Annotated in this window: 35 protein-coding genes; 24 read left to right on the forward strand and 11 right to left on the reverse strand. The window is 53.0% G+C overall.

Going from position 1 to position 22,871, the window contains the following annotated elements; all coding sequences use genetic code 11:
* The first annotated feature begins 147 nt into the window (after nucleotides 1–147).
* The gene (locus SIB83_RS12990) at nucleotides 148–999 is read left to right on the forward strand and encodes an NAD(P)-dependent oxidoreductase (protein ID WP_413746057.1); all 852 of its coding nucleotides are present in this window, start codon (nucleotides 148–150) and stop codon (nucleotides 997–999) included.
* A gap of 23 nt (nucleotides 1,000–1,022) precedes the next feature.
* Here the strand turns inward: SIB83_RS12990 and SIB83_RS12995 are convergent, their stop codons facing one another.
* On the reverse strand, nucleotides 1,023–1,238 hold the full coding sequence (locus SIB83_RS12995) for a chlorophyll a/b-binding protein (RefSeq protein ID WP_413401789.1): 216 nt from the start codon (nucleotides 1,236–1,238) through the stop codon (nucleotides 1,023–1,025).
* An 83-nt stretch (nucleotides 1,239–1,321) separates the two neighbouring features.
* Between SIB83_RS12995 and SIB83_RS13000 the strand changes: the two genes are divergently transcribed.
* Nucleotides 1,322–1,741, forward strand: a complete 420-nt coding sequence (locus SIB83_RS13000) for a nuclear transport factor 2 family protein (protein ID WP_413401790.1) — start codon at nucleotides 1,322–1,324, stop codon at nucleotides 1,739–1,741.
* 205 nt (nucleotides 1,742–1,946) lie between these two features.
* Entirely contained in the window at nucleotides 1,947–2,468 is a 522-nt protein-coding gene (locus SIB83_RS13005; RefSeq protein WP_413401791.1) for a DoxX family protein, read from the forward strand.
* Nucleotides 2,469–2,486: 18 nt separating this feature from the next.
* On the opposite strand, the gene SIB83_RS13010 is transcribed toward SIB83_RS13005, so the two are convergent.
* The gene (locus tag SIB83_RS13010) at nucleotides 2,487–2,642 is read right to left on the reverse strand and encodes a hypothetical protein (protein ID WP_413401793.1); all 156 of its coding nucleotides are present in this window, start codon (nucleotides 2,640–2,642) and stop codon (nucleotides 2,487–2,489) included.
* A 47-nt stretch (nucleotides 2,643–2,689) separates the two neighbouring features.
* On the opposite strand from SIB83_RS13010, the gene SIB83_RS13015 reads away from it, so the two are divergent.
* The 4 genes from SIB83_RS13015 to SIB83_RS13030 all read left to right on the forward strand — a co-directional run bounded on the left by SIB83_RS13015 (nucleotide 2,690) and on the right by SIB83_RS13030 (nucleotide 5,938).
* A complete protein-coding gene (locus tag SIB83_RS13015; protein WP_413401794.1) occupies nucleotides 2,690–2,872 on the forward strand; it encodes a hypothetical protein in 183 nt (60 codons plus the stop codon).
* A gap of 15 nt (nucleotides 2,873–2,887) precedes the next feature.
* On the forward strand, nucleotides 2,888–3,514 hold the full coding sequence (locus tag SIB83_RS13020) for an SOS response-associated peptidase (RefSeq protein ID WP_413746058.1): 627 nt from the start codon (nucleotides 2,888–2,890) through the stop codon (nucleotides 3,512–3,514).
* 424 nt (nucleotides 3,515–3,938) lie between these two features.
* On the forward strand, nucleotides 3,939–4,199 hold the full coding sequence (locus SIB83_RS13025; RefSeq protein ID WP_413401797.1) for a hypothetical protein: 261 nt from the start codon (nucleotides 3,939–3,941) through the stop codon (nucleotides 4,197–4,199).
* Nucleotides 4,200–4,957: 758 nt separating this feature from the next.
* Nucleotides 4,958–5,938: a SagB family peptide dehydrogenase gene (locus SIB83_RS13030; protein ID WP_413746059.1), complete on the forward strand. Its 981-nt coding sequence runs from the start codon at nucleotides 4,958–4,960 to the stop codon at nucleotides 5,936–5,938.
* A gap of 32 nt (nucleotides 5,939–5,970) precedes the next feature.
* On the opposite strand, the gene SIB83_RS13035 is transcribed toward SIB83_RS13030, so the two are convergent.
* Nucleotides 5,971–6,141, reverse strand: coding sequence for a hypothetical protein (locus tag SIB83_RS13035; protein ID WP_413401801.1), 171 nt, complete (start codon nucleotides 6,139–6,141; stop codon nucleotides 5,971–5,973).
* Nucleotides 6,141–6,650: a hypothetical protein gene (locus SIB83_RS13040; protein ID WP_413746060.1), complete on the reverse strand. Its 510-nt coding sequence runs from the start codon at nucleotides 6,648–6,650 to the stop codon at nucleotides 6,141–6,143. The genes SIB83_RS13035 and SIB83_RS13040 overlap by 1 nt, the downstream gene beginning before the upstream one ends.
* Before the next feature lie 111 nt (nucleotides 6,651–6,761).
* Between SIB83_RS13040 and SIB83_RS13045 the strand changes: the two genes are divergently transcribed.
* A complete protein-coding gene (locus SIB83_RS13045; RefSeq protein ID WP_413401805.1) occupies nucleotides 6,762–7,568 on the forward strand; it encodes a prohibitin family protein in 807 nt (268 codons plus the stop codon).
* Between the two features lie 88 nt (nucleotides 7,569–7,656).
* Nucleotides 7,657–7,833 carry a hypothetical protein gene (locus SIB83_RS13050; RefSeq protein WP_413401806.1) on the forward strand — a complete coding sequence of 59 codons (177 nt, stop codon included), beginning with the start codon at nucleotides 7,657–7,659 and terminating at the stop codon, nucleotides 7,831–7,833.
* A gap of 59 nt (nucleotides 7,834–7,892) precedes the next feature.
* On the opposite strand, the gene SIB83_RS13055 is transcribed toward SIB83_RS13050, so the two are convergent.
* Nucleotides 7,893–8,225, reverse strand: a complete 333-nt coding sequence (locus SIB83_RS13055) for a hypothetical protein (protein WP_413746061.1) — start codon at nucleotides 8,223–8,225, stop codon at nucleotides 7,893–7,895.
* Here SIB83_RS13055 and SIB83_RS13060 point away from each other — a divergent pair.
* Nucleotides 8,224–8,382, forward strand: coding sequence for a hypothetical protein (locus SIB83_RS13060; protein ID WP_413401809.1), 159 nt, complete (start codon nucleotides 8,224–8,226; stop codon nucleotides 8,380–8,382). The two genes, SIB83_RS13055 and SIB83_RS13060, sit on opposite strands and share 2 nt — an antisense overlap.
* Here the strand turns inward: SIB83_RS13060 and SIB83_RS13065 are convergent.
* A complete protein-coding gene (locus tag SIB83_RS13065) occupies nucleotides 8,373–8,750 on the reverse strand; it encodes a hypothetical protein (protein WP_413746062.1) in 378 nt (125 codons plus the stop codon). The genes SIB83_RS13060 and SIB83_RS13065 overlap by 10 nt on opposite strands.
* Before the next feature lie 139 nt (nucleotides 8,751–8,889).
* On the opposite strand from SIB83_RS13065, the gene SIB83_RS13070 reads away from it, so the two are divergent.
* From SIB83_RS13070 to SIB83_RS13080, 3 genes are all read left to right on the forward strand, one after another.
* A complete protein-coding gene (locus SIB83_RS13070) occupies nucleotides 8,890–9,192 on the forward strand; it encodes a TIGR03894 family protein (RefSeq protein ID WP_413401813.1) in 303 nt (100 codons plus the stop codon).
* An 80-nt stretch (nucleotides 9,193–9,272) separates the two neighbouring features.
* Nucleotides 9,273–9,635, forward strand: a complete 363-nt coding sequence (locus tag SIB83_RS13075; protein ID WP_413746063.1) for a hypothetical protein — start codon at nucleotides 9,273–9,275, stop codon at nucleotides 9,633–9,635.
* A gap of 396 nt (nucleotides 9,636–10,031) precedes the next feature.
* A complete protein-coding gene (locus tag SIB83_RS13080) occupies nucleotides 10,032–10,487 on the forward strand; it encodes a hypothetical protein (RefSeq protein WP_413746064.1) in 456 nt (151 codons plus the stop codon).
* 98 nt (nucleotides 10,488–10,585) lie between these two features.
* Here the strand turns inward: SIB83_RS13080 and SIB83_RS13085 are convergent, their stop codons facing one another.
* Nucleotides 10,586–10,768 carry a DUF1651 domain-containing protein gene (locus SIB83_RS13085; protein WP_413746065.1) on the reverse strand — a complete coding sequence of 61 codons (183 nt, stop codon included), beginning with the start codon at nucleotides 10,766–10,768 and terminating at the stop codon, nucleotides 10,586–10,588.
* Between SIB83_RS13085 and SIB83_RS13090 the strand changes: the two genes are divergently transcribed.
* From SIB83_RS13090 to SIB83_RS13100, 3 genes are all read left to right on the forward strand, one after another.
* Nucleotides 10,724–10,882, forward strand: a complete 159-nt coding sequence (locus SIB83_RS13090) for a hypothetical protein (protein WP_413747408.1) — start codon at nucleotides 10,724–10,726, stop codon at nucleotides 10,880–10,882. The genes SIB83_RS13085 and SIB83_RS13090 overlap by 45 nt on opposite strands.
* 470 nt (nucleotides 10,883–11,352) lie before the next feature.
* Nucleotides 11,353–11,883, forward strand: coding sequence for a DUF6538 domain-containing protein (locus SIB83_RS13095; protein WP_413746066.1), 531 nt, complete (start codon nucleotides 11,353–11,355; stop codon nucleotides 11,881–11,883).
* A gap of 757 nt (nucleotides 11,884–12,640) precedes the next feature.
* On the forward strand, nucleotides 12,641–12,958 hold the full coding sequence (locus tag SIB83_RS13100) for a hypothetical protein (RefSeq protein WP_413746067.1): 318 nt from the start codon (nucleotides 12,641–12,643) through the stop codon (nucleotides 12,956–12,958).
* A 157-nt stretch (nucleotides 12,959–13,115) separates the two neighbouring features.
* Here SIB83_RS13100 and SIB83_RS13105 read toward each other — a convergent pair whose 3' ends face one another.
* A complete protein-coding gene (locus SIB83_RS13105; protein ID WP_413746068.1) occupies nucleotides 13,116–14,936 on the reverse strand; it encodes a hypothetical protein in 1,821 nt (606 codons plus the stop codon).
* A gap of 1,401 nt (nucleotides 14,937–16,337) precedes the next feature.
* On the opposite strand from SIB83_RS13105, the gene SIB83_RS13110 reads away from it, so the two are divergent.
* Nucleotides 16,338–16,622 carry a hypothetical protein gene (locus tag SIB83_RS13110; protein WP_413746069.1) on the forward strand — a complete coding sequence of 95 codons (285 nt, stop codon included), beginning with the start codon at nucleotides 16,338–16,340 and terminating at the stop codon, nucleotides 16,620–16,622.
* 337 nt (nucleotides 16,623–16,959) lie between these two features.
* Nucleotides 16,960–17,418 carry a hypothetical protein gene (locus SIB83_RS13115; RefSeq protein WP_413746070.1) on the forward strand — a complete coding sequence of 153 codons (459 nt, stop codon included), beginning with the start codon at nucleotides 16,960–16,962 and terminating at the stop codon, nucleotides 17,416–17,418.
* Here SIB83_RS13115 and SIB83_RS13120 read toward each other — a convergent pair.
* Nucleotides 17,397–17,771 carry a hypothetical protein gene (locus tag SIB83_RS13120; RefSeq protein WP_413746071.1) on the reverse strand — a complete coding sequence of 125 codons (375 nt, stop codon included), beginning with the start codon at nucleotides 17,769–17,771 and terminating at the stop codon, nucleotides 17,397–17,399. The two genes, SIB83_RS13115 and SIB83_RS13120, sit on opposite strands and share 22 nt — an antisense overlap.
* Nucleotides 17,772–17,809: 38 nt before the next feature.
* Between SIB83_RS13120 and SIB83_RS13125 the strand changes: the two genes are divergently transcribed.
* The 3 genes from SIB83_RS13125 to SIB83_RS13135 all read left to right on the forward strand — a co-directional run bounded on the left by SIB83_RS13125 (nucleotide 17,810) and on the right by SIB83_RS13135 (nucleotide 18,859).
* A complete protein-coding gene (locus SIB83_RS13125) occupies nucleotides 17,810–18,010 on the forward strand; it encodes a hypothetical protein (protein WP_413746072.1) in 201 nt (66 codons plus the stop codon).
* A 254-nt stretch (nucleotides 18,011–18,264) separates the two neighbouring features.
* The gene (locus SIB83_RS13130; RefSeq protein WP_413746073.1) at nucleotides 18,265–18,600 is read left to right on the forward strand and encodes a hypothetical protein; all 336 of its coding nucleotides are present in this window, start codon (nucleotides 18,265–18,267) and stop codon (nucleotides 18,598–18,600) included.
* A 31-nt stretch (nucleotides 18,601–18,631) separates the two neighbouring features.
* Entirely contained in the window at nucleotides 18,632–18,859 is a 228-nt protein-coding gene (locus tag SIB83_RS13135; RefSeq protein ID WP_413746074.1) for a DUF1651 domain-containing protein, read from the forward strand.
* A 29-nt stretch (nucleotides 18,860–18,888) separates the two neighbouring features.
* Here SIB83_RS13135 and SIB83_RS13140 read toward each other — a convergent pair whose 3' ends face one another.
* On the reverse strand, nucleotides 18,889–20,337 hold the full coding sequence (locus tag SIB83_RS13140; RefSeq protein WP_413746075.1) for a glycosyl hydrolase family 57: 1,449 nt from the start codon (nucleotides 20,335–20,337) through the stop codon (nucleotides 18,889–18,891).
* Nucleotides 20,338–21,146: 809 nt separating this feature from the next.
* Here SIB83_RS13140 and SIB83_RS13145 point away from each other — a divergent pair.
* Nucleotides 21,147–21,296 (forward strand): hypothetical protein, encoded by a 150-nt coding sequence (locus SIB83_RS13145; protein WP_413401823.1) that lies wholly within the window; start codon nucleotides 21,147–21,149, stop codon nucleotides 21,294–21,296.
* On the opposite strand, the gene SIB83_RS13150 is transcribed toward SIB83_RS13145, so the two are convergent.
* The gene (locus SIB83_RS13150) at nucleotides 21,297–21,455 is read right to left on the reverse strand and encodes a hypothetical protein (protein WP_413401825.1); all 159 of its coding nucleotides are present in this window, start codon (nucleotides 21,453–21,455) and stop codon (nucleotides 21,297–21,299) included. It abuts the gene before it with no gap.
* Between the two features lie 136 nt (nucleotides 21,456–21,591).
* Here SIB83_RS13150 and SIB83_RS13155 point away from each other — a divergent pair, with 136 nt between their 5' ends.
* Together SIB83_RS13155 and SIB83_RS13160 are read left to right on the forward strand one after the other, a co-directional pair.
* Nucleotides 21,592–21,849, forward strand: a complete 258-nt coding sequence (locus SIB83_RS13155) for a hypothetical protein (RefSeq protein WP_413746076.1) — start codon at nucleotides 21,592–21,594, stop codon at nucleotides 21,847–21,849.
* Between the two features lie 68 nt (nucleotides 21,850–21,917).
* Nucleotides 21,918–22,832 (forward strand): N-acetylmuramoyl-L-alanine amidase-like domain-containing protein, encoded by a 915-nt coding sequence (locus tag SIB83_RS13160; protein WP_413746077.1) that lies wholly within the window; start codon nucleotides 21,918–21,920, stop codon nucleotides 22,830–22,832.
* Nucleotides 22,833–22,871: the final 39 nt, after the last annotated feature.

The raw sequence follows: 22,871 nt of genomic DNA on the forward strand, positions 1-22,871 counted from the left end.
CCACCGATGTCTGCGATCTCTGACTCAGCGATCCTTCTGGCTGATCTCGCGCAGGCATTCACCTTTCAGTCAGGTGCATCGAGGTGATCGGTCAGTTCGATCTGGTTTGCAGCCTGTTGCATGGTGGAAGGAATTCCAGGTTGTCTGATGACCACCATCACCTTGCTCGGCACTGGTCTCCTGGGCGCTGCGATCGGTCAGCGGCTGCTCGAAGTGGGTGTCACGCTCAACGTGTGGAACCGAAATCCCTCCCGCTGCGCGGCGCTGGTGCAGGCAGGAGCCCGTCAGCTGAGCCAGCCGGGCGATGGCGTTGAGACTGCCTCGGTGCTGATCACGGTGTTGCGTGATGGTCCGGTCACGACGGAGGTGGCGGGCAGCCTCGGCTCCCTGAAGGGACGATGCCTGATGCCGATGGGAACCATGGGCATCAGTGAAAGTGTTGCGCTCGCTGAGCAGGTTCGCCTTCAGGGTGGCACCTATCTGGAAGCACCCGTGCTTGGCAGCCGCCCTGAAGCATTGAAGGGCAGGTTGCTGGTGATGGCCGGTGGCGAGCAGGATGTGTTTGACGCTCAGTTGCCTTTGCTTCGGCAGCTGGCGTCCGAGCCTCGTCTGATGGGTGCCGTGGGTACGGGCGCAGCCTCGAAGCTGGCTCTCAATCAGCTGATCGCCAGCCTCACTCATGGATATTCACTGGCTCTTCGCCTGGTTCAGGCCTCGGGTCTGGACGTTGATCGCTTCATGGACGTGCTGCGCCCCTCAGCGCTTTATGCCCCCACCGTCGACAAAAAGCTGGAGCGGATGATGTCGCATCATTACTCCGACCCCAATTTCAGCACCAGCCTGTTGCGCAAAGATCTTTTTCTGTTTCTGCGGGAGGCGCGGCTGGCGGGGGTGAACGCCTCCGCTCTTGACGGACTTGCAAGTTTGCTGGATCGCGCTGAGGGCACGGAACTCGACTGCGGCGACTACTCAGCCCTGCATGAACTGACGGCTGGATGATGGCCAGGCGGATGTCCTGAAATTCAGCTGAGGTACCAGCGGATCAGGGCCATCACCTGGCCTGCGGGCCCCTGTCCGGTGAGCCATTCGCCGATGACTGCGGCGGCAAACCCCACCATGGCGGTGCGTCCATTGATCCGCTCCACGATCTCGAGTGCCGAGGTGTTCCAGGGACGATTGGTGGTGAGGCTTTCTCCGAAGGCTTCCACGGGTTCGTACTGATATTGCTTTTCGGGCATGAGCGGAGGGATTGTGCGGCCCAGAAGCTTATGCAACCTCAGCTGAGATCTGAATAGTGTGTGGCCTCATCCGCTTGTCTTCTGTGAACGTTGATCGTCTGCGTGAACTGTTCACAAAGCCCTACGGAACGCCTGCTCCGAGCGAAGAGCAGTGGCGGGAGCTTTATGACGAAAACGTGCATTTCAAGGACCCGACGCAGGAACGTCAGGGCATCAAGGCGTATGTCGAGGCGCAGGACGGATTGATGAGGCGCTGTGATGACGTTTACCTCACTCCGGCGGCCATCGCCGTTGAGGGAGACACAGCCTTTGTGGAATGGGAAATGGGACTCAAAATCAAAGGAATCGAATTCATCTATCCCGGAGCAACCCGTCTGCGCTTCAACGCCGAAGGCAAGGTGGAGGATCACCGGGATTATTTCGATTTCGTGGGTCCGACCTTTGAGCCGGTACCCGTCGTCGGTGGATTCGTGCGCTGGCTTTACAAGCGATTCGTCGATTGATGGCGGCTCAGCCGAGCAACAAAGAGATGAGGGTTTCGTCTGCCATGTCAAGGACTCGTAATGTTGCTTCATTTCGTAGCTTTTGACCGAGTGCAGCGTTTTGCGCTTTGTTGAGTATTTCTGCTTAATTTTCGCTTGATTCGCTCTTTGGGCACACGCAGTGAGGGGGTCTTCCCTTACGTTTCGTAAACTATCTTTTATTTCTGTGATCAGGGCAATCCTTACGCGTCCATTCCTTGCCGATGCAGGTCTTCTGGTTCTTCGGGTCTTCACCGGAGTTCTCCTGATTCATCACGGTTACGAAAAGCTCGCCAATATCGACAATTTCGCTGACGCGTTTGTTCGCCCTCTCGGGCTTCCATTTCCGATCACTCTGTCTTACATCGCTGCTTTCTCAGAGGTGGGTGGCAGCTGGTTGCTGATCACAGGTCTGCTGACTCGTTTCGGTGCCCTGGCCATCCTCGGAACCATGACTGTGGCTATCTACCACGCCATCAGCACTGCAGGGTTCAACATCTATCTGCTCGAATTGCTCGGTCTCTACTTTGCTGCCGTTGCAGCAATCCTGGCGGTTGGTCCGGGCCAGCTCTCGGTCGATGAATTGATTGTTCGTCGATTCGCTCCTGACACACGTTCACAGGCCGATCGGCTTGAAGCTGCATTCAGCGCAGAAACTGAAGCAGCCAGCGATGTCAAGGCTGATGTTGTTGCCGACGGCGTGGGCTGAGTCTGCTCCTCACCTGCCTTAGTAAACCGACTGAGGCAGGGTGAATCCACTGTTCATATGCTCGAAGTCGAGCAACACCCAGGTGAGCCAAATCACTAGGGCAATCACCCCGGATACCGCAGCGAAACGAGCAAAGTTGCGGGCTATCAGCTCGAAAATGCTGATCTCCTTCATGGATCCAAGGCGGGATATCTCATTTTGCTTGATCTGACGCTTCGCGGATGCCCTTCCAGCCCGACGCCTCCACATTCAGCCTGCTTGTGGTCGGATCCGTTTTTGCTGGTCTGCAGGTCTGGTGGATCAGTGCACTGATGATTCGGAACAATCGCCGCAAGGGAGAGCGTCCACTCAGTTCCCAGCAGTTTCGTCGAGACCTGGAACGTATTTTTCGTCAGGAATCCTGATCAGATCCGTTCGAGATGTGTGGTCGTTACGCCCTTTCGCTGCCCCTGAATCAGCTGCCTGATGCACTGCTCAACAGAATGGAAGTGGAGCATCGAAGCCGTTATGCCCCCAGAGACCTGATTGTTCCCGGAGAGCCCCTGCTGGGGTTTCGGATGGATCAGTCGGGACCGGAGGCGTCGTTGATGCTCTGGGGTCTCATTCCCGGCTGGCAGAAGGATCCATCCCAGGGCCCCAGATCTTTCAATGCCCGCGCGGAAACGGTGGCGGATAAACCCAGTTTCCGCGGTGCCTGGCGTCATCGCCGCTGTCTGATTCCTGCCAGTTGCTTTTTTGAAAAGGGGCGTGCCATCAGGCGCACCGATCAACGCCCCTTCTGGCTTGCTGGCCTCTGGGAACGCTGGCTGGGAAGTGATGGCAGTGAAGTGGATACCTGCACGATTCTCACCACGGTTGCGAATGCGCTCATCAGGCCCCTGCATCACCGCATGCCTGTTCTGATTCCGGATGGACTGGAGGACGCCTGGATGAAATCGCTTGATGGCCAGCAGCTGAAAGCTCTTGAGCCACTCCTTGGTTCATGGGACCCGGACGGCTGGGAAGTGGTCTCAGGCAGTTCTGATGGTCAGCTTTCGTTGTTTTGAGCCCGTTGGCAGTTCGCTGCTCGAGTCATCATTCAGTTGTGGCTTCAAAGAAGCCATCAATATCGGCTGATGCCTGAAACACAGCAGTCGAAAAATCAGGACTCGCTCTGCATGAGAGTCTTGGCATCAATTGATTCCTGGTACCGGCCGAGGAGACCTTGCGCTCTGGAGCAATTGATACGCCACCAGTGCGCGTGAGTATCAAAATCTAATTGTCGATGATGATTATGGCTAACACGCAAGCCACAACTTTTCAGCGGCGAGTTGGAGAAGTGCTGATTGCTCAGTTCTCTTCAAAGCTGCTTCTCAATCTTGTATTTCTCCTGACATGGTTCTGGGGACTCTTCTGGATTGTGAGTGCTTCGGAATCTGATTCCAGTGTCTTCTTTGCGGGCTTGCCGGCCATGCTTCTGGTGGCTGGGGCATGGTTCACTTTTCTGAACAGGGGTTTCAACCGGAAATGAACAGTTCCAAACAAGAGGCCAATGAATTGCCGAAGAATTTCAGGGCCTATGGCTTTGCGTTCTTCATGGCCGGCGCATTTTTTCATTGCATGGATTTTCTTGGAGTTGAAAATACTTTGATGTGGGGAATGGGACTTGGTTTCCTCGGGGCATTTCTGATGTCTTTGTATTTCTGGATGCGCATTGCAGTTAATAAAAAATTCTGGAGATATCTAGCTTGAGCCGTTGTTGATGGATCGGGTTTGTTGCTGATGGTAGTTTGCGATTCACTATCGTTTTTAAAATTTGAAGAATTTGCCTGAGATTGCTTAATTGTAAATTTAGTTTTAAGCGCACAAATTTCGCTCTGAATGACTTTGTGTCATTGATTGATCCACTGATGCTCTCAGGTTGATCAGATCTGTTTTGGATTCCAGAAAGATTTTTGGCCTGTTTGCAGCCATGGTTTGCGATGTTGCTGATTTCGCTGTGAACGCCCGAGGCTAGGGTTGCGACAATGCTCAGTTATCGATTCCGAGATGGTGTTCACGTCGGTTCGGAGGAGAGCGATTGTGTCATCACAACTCCGTATGCCACACGCTTGAATTCAATCCGGCACAGCCTTCGCTTTGAAGATCCGAGTGACTCGTTCAAGGCCCTTTTGAGAGATCTGTCGACGGATGGAGTTGAGCGGGAACAGCTTTCAATCAAAAACAATCCGCTTGTCAACGAGCCATGTCGGTCTGAGCTTTTGGCTGATCTGGACAATTTTTATGCGAAAGGTTTGCTTTTAATTGAAATCAGTGGCGTAAACGGTGCTGCAATTTGTCTCAAGCCTGTCAGGTCGATGCTTCATCGAAGGACAGTGCCAGAGGGCGGTTTCCGCATCAGGTTTTCAAGATATGTCAATGTTCAGCCCTTTAATGATGGGCTCCGGATCAGTTCTCCGTTGTCTGCCGGAGCTGTTCTTGTCCTGGATCAAAGATTGTTCCCGATCCTCGTGCAACTCGTTTCAGAGTGCGATGAAGAGATCATCAGAAAGGTACTTCCTGATGATCTTCAGGAGCACTGTGCCGATGTTGTCTCAATGCTGTTGAGCTCAGGTACCGCTGGGATTTGTGATGTTCAGGGAGTTCCTGATGTCGACAAGGAGGCAGTTGATGCTGGCTGGACTGCTGAAGATCTTGAGTTTCACTGTCATACGCGTGAGCAGATGATTGATCTTTGCAGCGGGCAATCAGTTCCCAGGCCAGTCGATCAGGAACGGTATCCGGCGAAGCATCAACGCATCATCCTCTGCTCGCAATCTCTGCCAAGGCCATCTCGCATCAACAACAACCTGAGTTTTTTTCAGGTCATTCACAGTCGCAAAACAATTCGTTCCTATCAGGACAAGCCTGTGAATGTCTCTGTTCTGGCTGATTTCCTCTGGCATTCGATGCATATCCGCGAGGAAATCCGTTGCGACCCTGGTCTTCCGCGCGCCTATGAAGGCTTGTTGAGACCTGTCGCCAGTGCTGGTGCGCTGCATTCAATCGAGTTGTATCTGTGCATCAACAGGTGCATCGGTCTTCAGTCGGGGTTCTATCACTACGACTCGGCCAATCACTCTCTGGGAAAGCTGAACGATCTCGCCGATCCGTGTCTGCAGATGCTTGACCTCGCCGCCGCCTCGACGTGTCGAGCGCCTCAGTCGTCTTCCGTTTCGCCGGGGCAGGGCCAGCGACCTGATGTTCTTGTTGTGATGGCTGCCCGTTACGGCCGAAATGCAGGTCTTCATCAGCAAACCGGTTTGTCCTACGCGCTGATCCTCAAAGATGTGGGATCGATCTACCAGCAGCTCTATCTGGTGGCGACCGCTCTGGGCCTCGCCCCTTGTGGGCTGAGTTTCGGCAGCAGTGAGTTGTTTGAGCAGGTGTCCGGACTTTCAGGCTGTCTGGAATGCTCCGTCGGCGAATTCATGATCGGTAATCCCCGTTGAAGGAATCTCCCGCTCAATGCGGGGATGACCGGCTAGAGCCTGTCCTGCCGCAGACGTCTCATCGTGTTTCTGGGCATCATCCGGTTGTCCTGCAGTGAGCGCATTCTTTGCTCCGATTGCCTGGCACGGGGGTGGTAGCTGATCAGCACCATGCCAATCAGCAGCAGGACGATCACCGCTCCGGCCCGCAGCATCTGCAGCATCAGCTGATCCCGTCGTCCTGTCCAGGTTGCACCACACCCTGTTCAAGCGGCAGCAATTCCTCGTCATCACCGGCCCTGCTGCGCACGGGTGCACTGAAACCCCGGGCACGGGGGTTTTTCACATCGAAGGGTCCCGGTGTTCCAGCCGGCACCGCCAGACGCAAGGCAAAGGGGTGCTCCCCGGGAAGGACATCACCGATTGATCCCACCCGCGTCCGGTTCTGAAGCACCGGTTCTCCGCTGCGATCAAGAATCCGCGCGTACACATCCGTGTCGATCACAGAGTTGCGTCCGGGGTTGCTCACGTTTCCGCTCAGCACATAGCAGCTCGCTCCTTCCGGGCTAGTGATGTTGCTGCGTTGCATGGTGCTGCTGCCTGGCTGGGAACCGGGATCGGAGGCGTCGCAGGGAGCCAGGGTCACGGAGGTGAGCTTCAGGTCTGCAGCCCATGCCGGTTGCGCCATCAGCAGGATGCCGACAAACAGCAGTGAGAGCAGGCTTCTCAGCATGGGACCCAGACAGGAGGAGCGGACGCTATCAGGGCTCGATCGGCCGCGTGAGCGAAGAGCGTCCGCTGTCGCTAGAAGAGAGCGAACTCGAGCGTTATTCGCAATCACTTCATGCAGAGTCCTTCGTCGATGCGATCGGCCAATCCAGGAGGACCCGAAGGCGGTCTTGTCGCGATCGTTGCCCTGGTCCTTGCCGGTCTGCTGCTCCTCGGTCAGGCCCTGTTCGTGGTCCCCGCCGGCGAGGTTGCGGTGATCACCACCCTCGGCAAGGTGAGCGGTGATCCGCGCCAGCCTGGTCTGAATATCAAGGCACCGCTGGTTCAGCAGGTCTGGCCATTCAGCATTCGAACTCAGGTGAGGCCGGAGAACTTCGCCACGCTCACCAAGGATCTTCAGGTGATCCAGGCCACTGCCACGATCAAATACGCTCTGCGCCCGGATGAAGCCGGCCGTGTTTACAGCACCATCGCCAGCAGCGATCGCGATGTGTATCCGCGCATCATCCAGCCCTCGCTGCTGAAGGCACTCAAGTCGGTGTTCTCCCAGTACGAACTGGTCACCATCGCTTCCGAGTGGAATGACATTTCCGCCCTGGTGGCATCCACCGTCGCCGAGGAACTGGACCAGTTCGACTACGTGAAGGTTGTGGGTCTGGATCTCACCGGTCTGGAGATCGCAGAGGAATACAGGGCTGCCATTGAGCAGAAACAGATCGCTGAGCAGCAGCTGCTGCGTGCTCAGACAGAGGTCAAAATCGCTGAGCAGGAAGCGCTGCGCTACGACACGCTCAACAAGAGCCTTGATGACCAGGTTCTCTACAAGCTCTTCCTTGACAAGTGGGATGGCCAGACCCAGGTCGTTCCCGGGCTTCCTGGTGGGGCCGGTGGCACTCCCCCTGTGATTGTTGGCCGCAAGTGATGTTGTTTCAGCTTCCTGCGGGTTGGAGGCTGTCGCCATCCAGGAGGGTTGTCCTCCTGGATGACCTTTCATTCAGGCGGGTCTGCGCATGAGTCAACGCGCAACCACAGGCATGCTGCTGGTGCTGCTTCTAGGGCTGATCACCCACTGCGCGGCCAATACCCGCGTACGGGTTCAGTACAGGGTTCTGCCTCAGCAGGGGCCTTTGCCTCAGCTCCCCGGTCCTTCAGAGCAGAGAAATCCGCTTCCCGGCGTGCTGATGTGATTTTGGCTGTCAGGGAGTGGTCGCTGGGGAAGAAAAACCGATGGATTGTGATGCTCTCTTCAGGATTGGTTAGCGGTGAAGAATCCCTTTCGAGGTTCACCATGTCCATGAAACAGCTGGAGACTTTTATGGCCAGGGCCAACGGCAACGACAACATCCGACGCGAAGTTGAGCAGTGCGCCGGGGATACAACCTGTGTCGCCAAGGTTGGAATGCGCCATGGCCACAAGTTCTCCGCTGCCAACTTCAGCCGCTGGCAACGCGAACACAAGTGATGTTCGGGGCCGTTCGCTGATCAGCGGGCGGCCCTTATGTAACGGCACATTGACGACATCCACGCCTTTTCCTCCGCAGCTTTTAGAAACGCCCGGTCGATTTCCTGGATGTTCCATGCAGATCAGCTTCAGCAGCGAACTGGCCCATGCAATGGCTGTGATGCTGCTCGAACTGCATTCTGAACTTGAAGAGTTCGCTTATCAGCACGATCAGGCTGCTGACTCTGCTGAACAACTTGCCGCCAATCTGCTGGGAAGCTCCGTTCAAGCCTGATCAGGATCAACAGGAAGACCTTGCAGGCCCAGTGCGATCTGTCTGGCCAGGAGAAGCCCCGGATAGAGACGACTGGCACGGCCGGAATCGCTGAACAGTGTGTTCAGCAGACGCATCAACGGATCGCTGGGGGACAGCTGCTGACAGAGCATTGAGATGGCTTCACTGCCATGCCAGATGTGCTCTTCGTCCATCAGCACTGCGCCGTTGCTGAGATTGAATCCTTTGTCGCGGAGTTCCGTCCTCAGCGCTTGGTCACTGCGCCCATCCCTGATCACAAGGTCGGGCAAACCACCCACCAGTTCACTGCGCTGGGCGAAATGCCTGCAGAAAGGGCAGCCGCCGTCATAGACGAGAGTCAAAGCCATGGCGCCATCCTGACGCGTTCAGATGGCATTCAGAGGGTTTCTGGCAACGGTCTGCAGCCAATTCTCCGATCAGCTGAGAGATGCTGCACTCTGAACGGTAGGTTGATGCGATCGATTAGACGGATCGCTTCGGGCTCGAATGGCAGACAAGGAACTCCTCAGAGAGGTGGCGCTTGAGCTCTGGGGCTCAGTCAAGAAACTGCGCCCGGGCCTTCCGCGAGAGTCTCGGCTTGAACTCACTCTCAAAGCCCTGATGGTGATTGGCGATCTGCATGACCAGGTTCAGGCCGCTGTGGTGGTTGGTGTGATCGCTGAACAGGAACCTCCTGAGAACGAGCCTGAAGGCCAGGACGTGACCAAGTCGACAGACTCCGCTCCAGACGTGGAACAGACGCCTGATGGTCGCCGGGTTGTACGTCGTCGCTCCCGCTCCGCCGGTTGAACGGATCTGTTGCGCTGATTCTCCGGCCAGCCTCAGTTGCTGAGACGATCGTCATGGGGGCTCTGATCCACAAATGATGCTTGCCGTTTTCGATCAGAGCGTGTCTGATTGGCAGCCCTGAGGCAGGCGCGTCGATGTGGAGTGGTCTCTCGCGTGAATCGCTCAAAGAGCGCCAGAGGTATGCGGATTGGTATGAGCAGAAGCCTGCTGATGAACAACTCCTGATCGACGAGATTGCCGACCACACTGCTTACATTCTTGGTGAAGATCAGAACAACTCGTTTATCAGCGTGCTGATGACAATCGGTATTGAAACTTCAGATCAGTTTGTCGACTCCTTCTGTGTTGAGTATGAGGGTGTTGTTGATTCTGATGAGTTTGTGGTTGTGATATTTAACGGTAATTCCTACTTTTTCAGAAGGTTATGCAGTCGCTCTCAATAAAAATATTTTTTGAAATTCTTGAGGTTTGATGATCATTTGGATTTCAGGAATTCATTAGGGGCTTAAATGTATTTGATAATTTGTCTTATCATTCAATTGGTGTTTATCGAATTGAATGCATCGATGATCAATAATTCCACGCAGCATGTTTGAATTCCGCTAGTCAAGGTCAGCATTGCTGATGCGGTTGATTCGCTGAAGCTGTTCGCTCAGAAGTGACTTTGGCTCGTTTGGAGGATGCGCATTCACCACCCTTTCAGTGACGGTGCTTGGGTTTGCATTTATGTATTGGGAAAGGAATCTGTTGTTGGTTCTGCTGCTGTTGTGTCGTCATTACACATGTGTCCGCCGATACACGCACTCTCTTGTAGCTTTTGTCGGTCAAGTTCGCATCAAATGAAAGCTCTCGGTCGGGTGTTCGTCAGTTCTGCCGTTGGCGGTCTTCTGGGTGCAGCGGCGTTTTTCCCTGCAGCGGTCGAGGCCAAAAGCTTTTGGGGTGGCTCAGAGACCAAGAGCTACGGCGAACGGTTCGAGCTTCAGTGCCTAGACATCGCAGCGCCTGCACGGACCGTAACGGGTGCTGGTAATGACTTCCTGAGCAAGGCAAATGGCTCTTGCAATCTCGGTGCTGAGGAGTACCAGAAGCAGCAGGACGGAAAGGGCTGGGTCGGCCTCGTTTCCGGCGGCCCTCTGGGAGCGTTCGTCGCTCCAATGGCGTTCGAATGGTTCGGGCGCAACGTGTGGGCCTGGACAATCGTCGGTGTGTTCGTCGGGCCGTTTCTTTGGCAGCTCCAGATCTTTGGGGTTGTGGTTCTGGTCGCGCGCCCTCAGGAGAGCAAAACCCAGACGTGACCTCCCATACGTATGCGGTATGAGTGGCTACGTCCAAAATCACACTCAAGCGATGAGTGGTTCTGTACATGACGCAGGGGTGTTGGGCTTGCTGAGCGTCACCACCTGAGTTGACACCGCTTCCACCCGCCTGACTTCTGCATCGTTTCCCATGCCTCGATGGCGTTATTCCTGAGCATGCGTCTGATAACTGGCTGACCGCTGCCTGTCAGTGACGGGGTTTCGACTTCGACCCATTGAGCGTGCTGCGTTGGCATGTCGTTCTTGAAGCGGCAGACCATCCGTTCTTGGGTATTCTTCAGTTAGCAGTGTTCAGTGCAGAGATCAGCGACCTGCTTTCCTCCGCAATAGACCAAGAGCAGCGTCTTGGTGCCGCTATGGCTCTGAGCACCTAAATCCCAGCAGAAATTTCCGAGGCCCTTCTATGGGAAGGCATGGACCTTGAAGCCCCCCAAGCCCCACCTCCTTCTGTTACAACAGAACCAGGTTTGTACTATTCGCCATCTCTTCTACTTATTCCTGCGTGCAGTTTGTCATCGATAGTTCTTCGAGACGCGTGCCTTTGAATATCGTCGACTGAAGTCACGCCATCCAGTGGTCTATGTCGAGCCGTGCTTTGAGAAAGGAAGTCGACTGTTGCCCGTCGCGAGTGATGGAGCCTTTTGGTCGATCCAAGAGGTCACACTATCGATCCAGATGCTTCATGCCCTGATCGTAGATGTCAGTTGCCCACTGGGTCCATTGACCTTGACCCCAGTACCTAAAGCAGCTGGTTTCTGCGCGAAACAGGCAAAAAGCAGTGCACAACTGGGATTGTCGTGTAAGGTAGTCACACAAAAGGTCACACAAAGGGTCACACAATCCATTGGGCAGAAAGAAGCAGGGTCCCTACCAAAAGAAGTCAGGTGGGACTTACTACTGCCGTCTTGTTGTGCCTACTCCCTTACGTGAGGCAGCCGGTAGAACTCAACTAACAAGGTCCCTGAAGACCGATGACTACAACACTGCACTGAAAAGGTTTGGTGGTGTTCTTCAGGAGCTAGAGCGCGATCTACAGCGGCAACTAGCAGACCCTTCCTTCAGGCAAAAAGTTGCACTGAACTCAGGGTCTGCTCTTACACCAGATGGATCAGACTTGACTGCTTCTGAAAAGGCTGCAGCTGTCCTAGGTGTTCGTTTCGTTGACGAGAAAAACATTCGTCATCGACAGGTACTGGACGCGATCACAGGTCAAAAGCCTCTACCTGTCACATGGGATGAAGCTCTTGCTCTGTGGATCAAAGAGCGCAACAAAGCCAATGCACGGAACCTGGCAGAAGGGTCAATCAAACAGGCGCAGAAGTCAGTAGAGGAAGTCAGACCGTTTGGCTCACCCTCTGACCTCAACAAACATTGATCAGGGAGTTCATTGCTGCACTCGAAGAGAAGATCAGCAGTTCAACCGTCAGATCACGCCTCAGTCTTTTGTCTGCGATCTGCCAAGACCTAGTTGCTCAGGACTACCTACAGCGGAACCCCTTCTTAGACGTTCCCTACACAGCCAGAAGCAGGCAAGAACGTCGTGCCTTTACTGATCAAGAGATCACGTTGCTTAAGTACCACCAACACCCTTGCTACTGGCCGTTGATGACTGGCATCCGCACAGGTGAACACGTGCACTTTCAGATCGAAGACCTTGCCTCATCGTTGTTCCACAAAAGAAAGACGGACAGGTTGTCTGGAGACCTAAGACTCTCTCAACTCACCGCCGTGTACCCCTTCCAGATGGGTTTACTAAACCCACCTACAAGAAACAACGCATCAGACAGACCTTTAGAAAGTTGATCACTGATCCCTTAGCGCCAGTACACAGCTCAAGACATACCTTCTACGAACTCTCCAGAAGAGCAGGGTGTGATGCACGGATCATTGAAGAACTAGCTGGTCATGGTTCTACTATAGGATCTAAGTCAGCTAAGGGTACGGCACCTTCCCTGATGAGGTACTCCAGAGGGAATCGAACAAGGTTTGGGACCTTATTCAGGACATCACTAACTGATTCGCATCAGATTTCAGTCCATTCATAATCATCTTAAGCGCTGCAAGGCATAATTCCCATTCGTCACTCTCATTAAGCTGTTACGACGGTATGCAAGCATCACATACTTTTAATTATGACTACCCCTAATGAAATTGAATGCGAACTAGAGCTTCAACAGCGTGGAAAAGCAAATCAGATAAAAGAATTAGAAAAAACAGAATCAAGAAATTACTATTCAAATACACAAAATGGCATATGGACACTTCAGCAGCACTACTTGCCTTTTGCTGAGCTGTTGAAGAAGGAAACCGAAAATGCTTTAACTACTTTGGTTGCCAGGGAAATTATATCCAGATGTTCGGATTATATGAGTGCTTATATGGAGATAGTTGATCCTATTGGCACAGATGCAATTGCTTTGAAGACGCTGATTGATTCATATACCAGCTAGAAAGGTAAAGTTATTTCTTTGAATATTGCAAGTGCAATTGCGGAAACGATTGAGGATGAAATTGGTTTTAGTACTGTCAAAACCATACCAATGAAGAGATTGCACTCGTAGCAAGACGGCCTTCCTCAAAATCACCTCTTCTCGAACGGCGATACTACTATCTGCTGAACTTTGGTACCTTTTGCCGCCAGTCCACCTCAAGCTTTCCTGTCGGTGTCTTAATTCGCAAAATCCTGTCGACTAACTCGACGGACGGAGATTTCATTACCGCTTTGGCGTTGATGAAATCGCTATCAATCTGTACTACGACTCCATTAACCGTGATGGCTGGCCGAACCAGGACCCTCTCTCCTTCGGGGACGTTGTAATTCGGCGGGTTCCACTTAGCTGTGAGTGTGTCGCCCTTTACGTTGGTGTATGTCACGTGAAGCTGGTCCCAATCCACGGCTAGTGGGTTCTTGCCCACCGCTGCCTGAAACGCCTCGAACGAGTCGAACTCACCCTTAGTCGCTATATCGAATACAAAGCCATTCTGCGCAAAGGCGCTGCGGATCACATTGAATTCTTCAAGAGCCTTCGAATGGACAACATCTTCAGTAGACAGCGAATAGTTGGTGTCTATCGTGTAAGTATTCAGCGGACGAATGGCTATATAGACGTCGCTTTCCCTCAAGAAGATCCAGCCGTTTGCCTCGGTTTTCTGATCGATCGACTTCGGGTAGCTTAAGAGCGCTTCCTGTATCAACTGGTCTGAGTGATAATCGCGGAGTCTTTGCCAGTCTCCTCTGGGCCTTCCAAGGCCTACCCACGGGTCGGCAGTAGGTATATTGAAGAGGGCGATCGCCGTACTCTCATGCTGTGCCCATTGCTGAAACGGCGAGTTTAAGCCTCGCCAAGAGCGGTCATCGCTTCTCCAGTAGGGGTGGTAACACTCGAAGAAATTATAGAGGTCGGGACTTTTATAAATAAGACGAAACGCTGTGTAGAAAACGTAATAACCCCATGGGTTGTACTGGAAGAATCCACTTCCCATGGCGTAGAGCTTATTTCGGTAGATATAACGTATTGAATTTGCCGGTCGGCCGTCTCCCCAAAACCCAAAATCAGGAACTGATGCCGTAAGTTCATAAGGAGCAGTCTCCCCCCTGGCAAGGCTCTCGATGAAGATGGGAGGCCTCCAGCTTGTGACAGCTGAGTAGGTGATGCGGTGATCATTCCCGCGAAGTTTCGAAGACGCCATCCAGTTCTGAGCGTCGGCCCAGTAGAGCCAGTGGATCCAAGATGTATTCAGGTTCTTTGATTCTTTGCTTGTATTTGTGTTCTCAATCCTTGAAGGCTTATCTCGATTCACGGGGGGAATGGTCACTCCCTCATAGTGGTTAACCGCTATATTGGTGAGATGATAGTGAAGTGCAGCGTCGGCTGCAGCTTTTATTTCAGGATCCTTCGCGCATTCGTATAGAGCATAATAAGGAGCTAAATGAATCGGCGCATAGGTTGGAGATAGGTCTTCGGCATATCCTTTGTCGTAAAGGCTTTTCATCACCGCCAGCAATTGTTCGCGAGTTGTCTCCATAACCTCCGCACTGGTTTTCTTACCCCTTACCCACCCACTTTCATTAGGCCAATACTGAGCAAAGAGATATGCACCTACAGCCTTCATTATGGCGTGATTCTCGGTCCCGTGGCCAAGTAAATCGTTGAAACCTTTGAGCCTGTTCTTCAGATGGTCTAATTGAGCAGGTGTAAATTTATCCCAATATTTTCCTAAGACCCACGCAATCCCATAATAACTGAATTGTTCACCGTTCCTACCAGTTGACAATTCATCGTAGTAGTGGGTGATTCGGTCGATCACATAGTCGTCGTCAGGGTTCAGCGAGAGACGCGCCAAGGCCACCGCAGGTCCGTGTTTGGCATTGGGTTTTATAGACTCATCTCGATATTGTTCGATCAACCAGGCGGCGCGCTCTTCCATGGTTGGCAAGTCTTGCGCTGAGGCAAAGCTTGTCAGCAACCGGCCGATAATGCCGAAGGACATTAGGACCCAAGCTATCCTCCGAACATATCGATGCCGCTGTTGCTTAGTAATTCTGTTCCTTTGAAATGCCGACATAACTCCCTATTATAACGCAGGCGATCACCCGCACTCAAAAAGCTTTAGAGAATTTCCTGAGAGGACTCTATGAATTTTCGGTGGCGGGCCGAGTGGATGGTTGTGTTGGGTAACACTCACCAAAACATCTAGCCGAATTCATATCGCAGTACAAATCAAGGGAACTCCTCTCGACAAGGGAGGAATATCCCTACGAACATCGAAGAGTGCATTCAGCTCTGCTGATGTAAGTCGCTAAACCTTTTAACCAACGAACAAAGGACAAAACAGAAGAATCTGAAAGTTGTTTACCAAGGAGATTCATGAATGCCGAAACCGTTATATCTGACTGGAGAAGAGTTTGGAAGGCTAATAGCAATCGAATGTTTAGGATCAATCAAACAAAGGCTTTACTGGCATTTCAGATGTCAATGCGGTAACGAGAATCTTGTCTCGACAGGTGATCTTAAGTCCGGCAAGTCTCAGTCTTGTGGATGCTTGAACAGAGAAGTTTCAAGTGGGATCAACAGAGAAAAGAAACTAAAGCATGGTGGTAAAAGATCAGAAAGCAACCCCTGAGTACGGAGCATGGGCAACTGCCAAATTGGATCCTGATACTGTGCAAGGTTTTAACGACGTAGTGGAGTCAGAGACCCTGAGGTCTTCATGCCTTTGATTGAAGACTTGCTTGCTGACTAAGCAGAGTCTGACAACTACGAACCGGAAGAAACAGAAACAGATCCATATGAAGAGATCGACGTCTCTGATGAAGACATCAATGTAGCAGTTGAGGAACTACAAGCTGCTGAACCTTTAGGTCAAGAGACAGCACTTCCTTTCTTAGAAGCTGCTGTTAACTCTCAAGGCACTAACCCTCTTTACTCCGACTGGTGTACGGCAACCGCAAGGTTCCACGCAGGAGAGATCGACTGGAACGATGCAATGGATGAGATGACCTCTAAGTACTCCATGTCAGACTTAGCCAAGATGTACCACTACATGAACAATGCCTGAAACTAAAACACCTTAGAACCAACGAACAGACAACATCGAACATCAGATCAAAGACATCACACGTGCAACAGTCACGTTGACTTTTCCTCCACATGTGCTTTCACGTCTTGCACAGAAAGCAGCGTTTGTAGGACTGAGCTTGGAAGAACAGATTGAGGATATCGTCCTTGACTCTGTTGACAAAGATGTCGGAGCACCTGTCATTAAAGGCCCAAGTACTGCCCAACATCGAAAGATCAGTGGACCTTCATGGCTTCGGGGAGAACCCGCATGAATGACTCACCAATCCGTTCTTACAGAACGATGCGTAGTGAGGACGGAGAGCTAACCACAGTTGAAACAACTGATTGGATGCGATCCAACTATTTCGTCAACTTGCAGACCCTGGAAGAGGAAGAAGTTCCTCAGGAGGAAGAAGCTACGGCTGCACTTTCGATGAAACGGGCACGTCGCAAGAAACTACAGCATGTCTCTAAGGAGAAACCAAAGCCTGTGGGTGATGAGATGGTCGCCAAAGCTCAGAAGAAAGATCTCAGACGTAGAAGGTTGGAGTGATGCCTTGGGATTCAAACAAGTCTTCAGTCAATCGGTGGGATGCCCCTACAGATAAACCCCCTGAGAAGCCAGCACGACCTCCACGTTTTCGTGGAAAGTTAAAGCCCCAGCCAATGGGGAATGTTCAGGGGATGGTGTCAATGAGAAACATCACTCGTCAGACAGATGGAACCATCTCCAGCCTTGCTGATGAGATATCGGTCGAGTCTGATCTAGGTCAGCTCACACCCCAGGAGTGACACATTGCTTCGGCCTATGCATCAGGATTGATCAATGATGATGATCTTTCTGCTCTCCTTTAAAAACTAACAACTACCACAAACTTTCAACAAAGAACATGACTCAAGCAATCGCTTACCCTTCTAAAGTTCGCAGCTTCCAAAAGACTGTTGCTCTGAACTCTGCAGCAAACGATCCGATGACCGCTGATGGCGTCAGGATCTCAATGCCCTTGTACATCGACCTGCCTAACACTCTTCGGAAAGACCTTCTGAATGGTGTGCGTGAGGTCATTGCTGGTAACTTCACCACTTCTGAAACACAGACTCAATCTGGTCTGACTGTCTCTACTCCCTCTTCACTTGAGTCTGAAGTAGAAGCATTCCTTGGTTTGAGCATCGACAATCTACGGAATGTTCTCTTCTCACGTGGTGGAATGCCAGCGGATCTTCTTTTCAAACTGCAAGCTGTAACCGGCATTGAGTTTGTCAGTGAGAAAGATCTGACTGCTGCTTACAAAGAGCGACAAGCGTTCGTGAAGAAGTGGAAGAAAGATCACACGTTCCCTACTAATTGAGAGAGAAAACAATGGCTTACACAGGTATGATCTGTGGACAGACAGAACACATCTTCAAGAATGTGCTTTCTGTCGCTCTTGAGCAATCGTCGATTTGTGCCGTCCTTTAAACGACCTCTGACCTGGACCACATCGGAGACGCTGAGATGACTGCAGGAATAGTTGACGACTTCATCAAAGTGCTCCAGAACGGTGATGTCGACGCCTGTGTTGACCGCTGGTGAGAGGACTGCCAGGTCGAAGCGGCTGAGCACCGTGTTCGGGTCTTTAACCAACTGCTTCTGGACATTCGTTCCTTCGCATCTACTCCCACTTTCTAGGAAATTGGAATTGGCGTCTGTCAGTTCCGTCACTATTTCCCTTGCTGATTGCAGAAGCTTCGATGAAGCCCATGGGACTTCTTCTTGACTCTGGTGTGAACAAGGACCTTTCTTCCCGCTTGCAGAAAGTTCACCAGGTTGGTTCTGAGAACCGATTCCTTTTCGATGCTGCTGAGCTTCCGACCCGCTGCCGGTTCGAAGGTGTTCTGGATGAGGTGCATCCGGCGAACCCGGAACTGATGTACCTCAAGGCCTCCAAGGTCCAGTCATAAAGCCTGGACTTCCTGGTTATCCGTACTGTCTGGACCAACGGAACCACAAGGCGTACAGGGACCACCTGGACCTGACATTGACATGTCTCCTGCAATGAAAGCTCAGCTCGAAGATCTGACTAAACGGCTGGAGATGCTTGAGTCACTAGAGGGTCACTACTAACTTGTTCCTACACAGAACTGAGTAAAAACAAAGACAGATGGCACCCTCCAAACGGTTCCAAGTACTACTGAGGCCGCCCATTGCGGCGGTCTTGGAAAACTTTGCTGAACGAAACGGCTACTCCGATTCCAAAGCGATTGCCCGTCTGGTGGAGGAAGCCATGATCACTAGAGGTTTGATTGACCGAAAGCAACAACTCCAGATCGGTGACAACACTCTTCCTGGTCCCTCAGGCACAACAGTAGAAGTCACACACAATCGAAAGCCGTCGGAAGACGATGCATGGGATGGACCTGACTTGCGGTCACATGAACTGAAGAGCATCCAGCAGAACCTGACTCGTCTACCCGATGTAGAGGATGACCTGCTGGAAGACCTGAAGCTCCTTAAGAAGCTCAAGGCGATGAAGTCAGCCGGCTTGATCTAGGTACAGTACAGCCGTACTACTTCGTTGATGAATGGACGGATGGCTCTCGGACCCACAGCAGTTCTGGTCAGTCAGGTTTCACAGAGACCCCGGTAGTTGGGTCAGAGACATTAAGGTGATCGTTGACCACGGCAGAGAAATGCCCGATGGTCAGCTGCCACTACTCAAGACACGTCGAATGATGCGTTACGACGACGCGGTTGCTCTGTGGAAGGAACTCACGCGCCTGGGATGGTCTGTGACGGACCCTGTTTGGTGATCGAAGAGGTCACACAAAAGGTCACACAATCAGTCCAGTAGCTTCATGCCCTGATCGTAGATGTCAGTTGCCCACTGGGTCCATTGACCTTGACCCCAGTACCTAAAGCAGCTGGTTTCCAGCAGCAGAAGATGCATCAGTGCATCTCGATACGGCAATGACTTCGACAGGGACGGCTGCGCTGAAAGCTGCTGATCGAACTGCTGATGAAAGCGGGCGCTGAAGCGCTGGATCGGTTGGAGCACATTGTCGTATCCATCGACCCAGCTGAGGTTGTTGGTCCATGAGGCTCCCTCCATGGAGAAGACGTCATTTGCGGAACTGAGTGCATCGATGCTGGCGGCGATGCGTTCCGCGCCAGCTGATCTGCCGGCCTTCTGCCAGAGGCGATGCTGGTGCACGGCCTGGATGCAGGGAAGCTCGCTTGTCTTCAGTCCAAGGTCATCGAGTTGCTCGAGGTATTCCGAACCGTTGAGCGCCGTCGTCTGAACGTTGCTGTCTCGAATGCGGCGATTCGCCTGGCGAAAGGCCTCAGGGAATTCATTCATCATCACTCCGCCGTTTTCTCCGTCGGCGATCTGGCTCGCGAGCGAGGGAATGACAGTGTTCCCCAGTCGCTGATGTCCGAGGCCAAGCGCCTCCTCGCACGGCTGCATCTGTCCGACGAGTTTGGTGTCGGATCCCTGGGTTTTGATCAGTGCTGTGATGCTGACCTCGTCGCCTGATGAGCAACGGGCCATCAGCCTGTTCGGAACAAAGCGTTGTTGGCCACTGAGCGGTGAACCATCCAGCTGTTCCACGCTGTGCTCCTGCACCAGCAGCCATCGATACCCGGCTTCAAGCAGGCCATCCACCAGGGCAAACAGTGTGTCCGGGTGATTGGGCAGGTGCATTTCAGGCAGGGAGAAACCGCGCACACGTTTCAGAGCGGAGTCTCCGAACAGATCGGCGAACTGGTGTTGCCAGGCGCTGATCTGCAGATTCAAATCAGGAATGGGTGTGGAGGGTGCAACGGCATGACTCCAGAACGTGCCGAGCCATTCCACGTGTCGGTTCATCTCTGGGTCGCAGGCCAGGTAGTGCAGCGCTTCGGTGATGTCCCGCCGTTCCATCTGCGTGACACCCCAGAGCAGATTTCCCGAATAATCGAGCATGATCCGCGGATCACAGCCCTCTCTGATCAACTCCGGAATCAGATCAGCCATGCGCCTGTAGCAATGGGCGAATGGCTCAGCGTTGTGGTTGTCCCCCTCGTCTGGATGTTCCAGCATGTACTGCAGGTGTGAGATCAGCTCACCATTCGGACCTGCGGGCACCGTCGGCTGATGCATATGCAGCGCGCAGGCGAAGCCGGAGTTCAGATCTCGCAGTCCACGTTCGTTTGACGCTGGCCAGTTGCGGCCCGACTCCTGCATCAGAGAGCGCAGCTCCTGCTCTCTGCCGCAAATCGCAGGGTGGTGTCTTGACTGAACAACCATGAACGCTCCTCTTTGAGCCGGGTGTAGTTGATGCTGGCCGTGGTCAGGAGATGTCTCGCTCTGTATCCGTGCTGTTTGTTTCGCTGTGCATGAATGAACCCCCGGAATTCAGAGTTGGTTCTGAATCCCGGGGGTTTTTGCCAGCGATCCGCTGGTTTGGTGACCGCACCATTCCGATGAATGGAACGGCCTAAATCGCTCGTTTGTTCATTGGCTTCCTGTCTGAATCTGAACGTGAATCCTGGTTGATTGCGTTGCGGAGGACAGTGGTTGAAGCAAAGGAAAGCAGAAGCGAACAATCTGCTGTGAGTCCTGGGCTCGGGTTCCCGTGAAGCCTGGCTGATCGGCTCGGCCTTCATGACCCGGTCAGTTGCACTTCATCTTGTTGGAAAGAAACCCTGTTGCAGGAGAAACAGCCGAATGGCTTCTCAGATCTGCTCTGGTGGAGTGTCGGCCGTCATCCGGTGCCTCCGTTTGTATGACTCCAGTGTTGAGGTGCGCAGGACTGTTCGGCAATCAGTGCAATCACGCATTGCTGTTGGTTGCGTGCTGGGCGAGGCTGAATACGGCGTGTTTTAGCGATGGGGATGGATCGGACAACGATTCTCTCCGCTTTGGATGACGCTCTTGGATAACGCTGTATTCAGCAAGACATCACTGACTCGTTGTCGTTGCGTTGACACCTGAATCGCTCCGGAATTCAGGGCTGGCCGATGTGATCAGGAGGTCAAGAAATGGCAAGCATTGGTGTCAGCTGCGGCAATCGATCCCAGTCTTGATTGATGGGATTACTTCACTGTCCGCTGTGCATGGGCCTCGCTGTTCTGTCAGCGCTGCGTTTCTCGGCTCATGCTCTGATGGTTTTTCAGCTCGAGAGAATGGAACGCGACGGTTCACCTCCGGAGGGTCAACTCATGGTGATGAGACTGTGTGATGCAACTGTGAGTCAGTCGCTCTGATCACTGCTCCGACACCACCCATGCGGTTGCAGCGCGTTGTCGGAAATAGAGGTCGGTGAGTTCACGAGCCAGTGTCTGCAACTCATGCACGTCTGTGGTGGCGTCAATCATCCGCTTGAACGACTCGGCTTCAAACTGCTGGGAGAGATTGACCTGCATGAAACAACCAGATGTTGGGAAGAGCTTAAAAAAATGTCATGTAGGGCGCGAGCCTGCTCTCCCTCCCGATTCGTGCCTGCGCTCGCGATGGCCAGGAGCGAGCGTCATGATGTAACAACTTCGTTACATAGTTCAGATGACCCTTGGTGAACTGTTCCTTGAAAGCCTCTCCACGGGCGTGATCACGGAAGATGAGGTCGACTGGCTTGCTTCTCATCAACACGTTTTTTCCCGAGCTGAGGAGGCAGCGGCAGTTCGCCTAGGCCGCCTGATGGACGACGGAGTGGTGAACCTCGGTTGCCGTGTTCCTCCCCAATGGCTCCAGCATCGGGAAGTGGTGGAGCACTGGATCGAGCCGCTCGGCAGGCGCCGCCATGCGACCACGCAGGTCTGAGCAGATCACGGTTTTCGATGGATGTTCATCAGCTCCCATGAGAGCGTGAGATCTGCCTGCAACTCAGTGTGAAGCTCGCTGTGCTCCTGTTTTTCGGATTGATCTCGGGATGTTTAGTCCTTGTTCAGCAGGAACCACGTCCCTCGCTGTCGCTGGCGCTGGGACGATCTGTTTCTGACGCTGCTCCTTCCGGTTCATCAGCCTCCATCGCTGAACCCCATGTTGTTGCCGGCACACGGAAACGCTTTGAACAGGCTCGATCACTGATTCAGTCGTTGCCTGTCAACGAGGCGATGCAACGTCTAGCTGAATTCTTTCTCGGAAGTCCCTATCTGGCGATGTCGCTTGATCAGCCAGGTCTCGAACAGCTGCGACTCGACCTCGTGAGTTTCGACTGCATGCTGTTCGTTGAACAGCTGCTTGCCACGGTGTCCGCCGAGTCGTTTGAAGATTTTGCTGAACGGACCAGGCAGCTTCGCTACCGAAACGGCGAGGTCGGTTACTGCACGCGTCAGCACTATTTTCACGACTGGGTCAGCTCGGCGCAGGCACAGGGATTGCTGGAACAGGCCCCGGTCTGGTCCGGGGAGGCAACGCGGGATCTGCCGTTGAATTTCATGTCGAGCCACCGTGCTCAGTACCCCGCCCTGCAATCCCAGGATCTGTTCGATTGCATTCGTGCGCGGGAGCAGGGAAGACGGATCAAGCAGCACTACGTACCGCTCAGGGATCTCGAAGCTGCACTCCCCAGTGTTCAGTCCGGCGATATTTTTGCTGTCGCAACGCGTGTCGACGGTCTTGACGTGAGCCACACAGGCTTGCTGGTGAGAGAGGGCTCCAGGGTGGATGCCATTCATGCCGCCCCCGGGAGAGGCGTGATGCGTTCCCGGTCGTTCGCGAGTTATATCCGATCAGTGCCTGATGCGATTGGTGCTGTGATCGTGAGACCTCGAAAAATCAAACAATCTCCTTTTCAGAATTAACTGAGGATTCGAATGCAGCGTTGGGAAATGATCTTTTCC

The organism is Synechococcus sp. MIT S9507 (genome assembly GCF_047304715.1).
Lineage (GTDB): Bacteria > Cyanobacteriota > Cyanobacteriia > PCC-6307 > Cyanobiaceae > Synechococcus_C.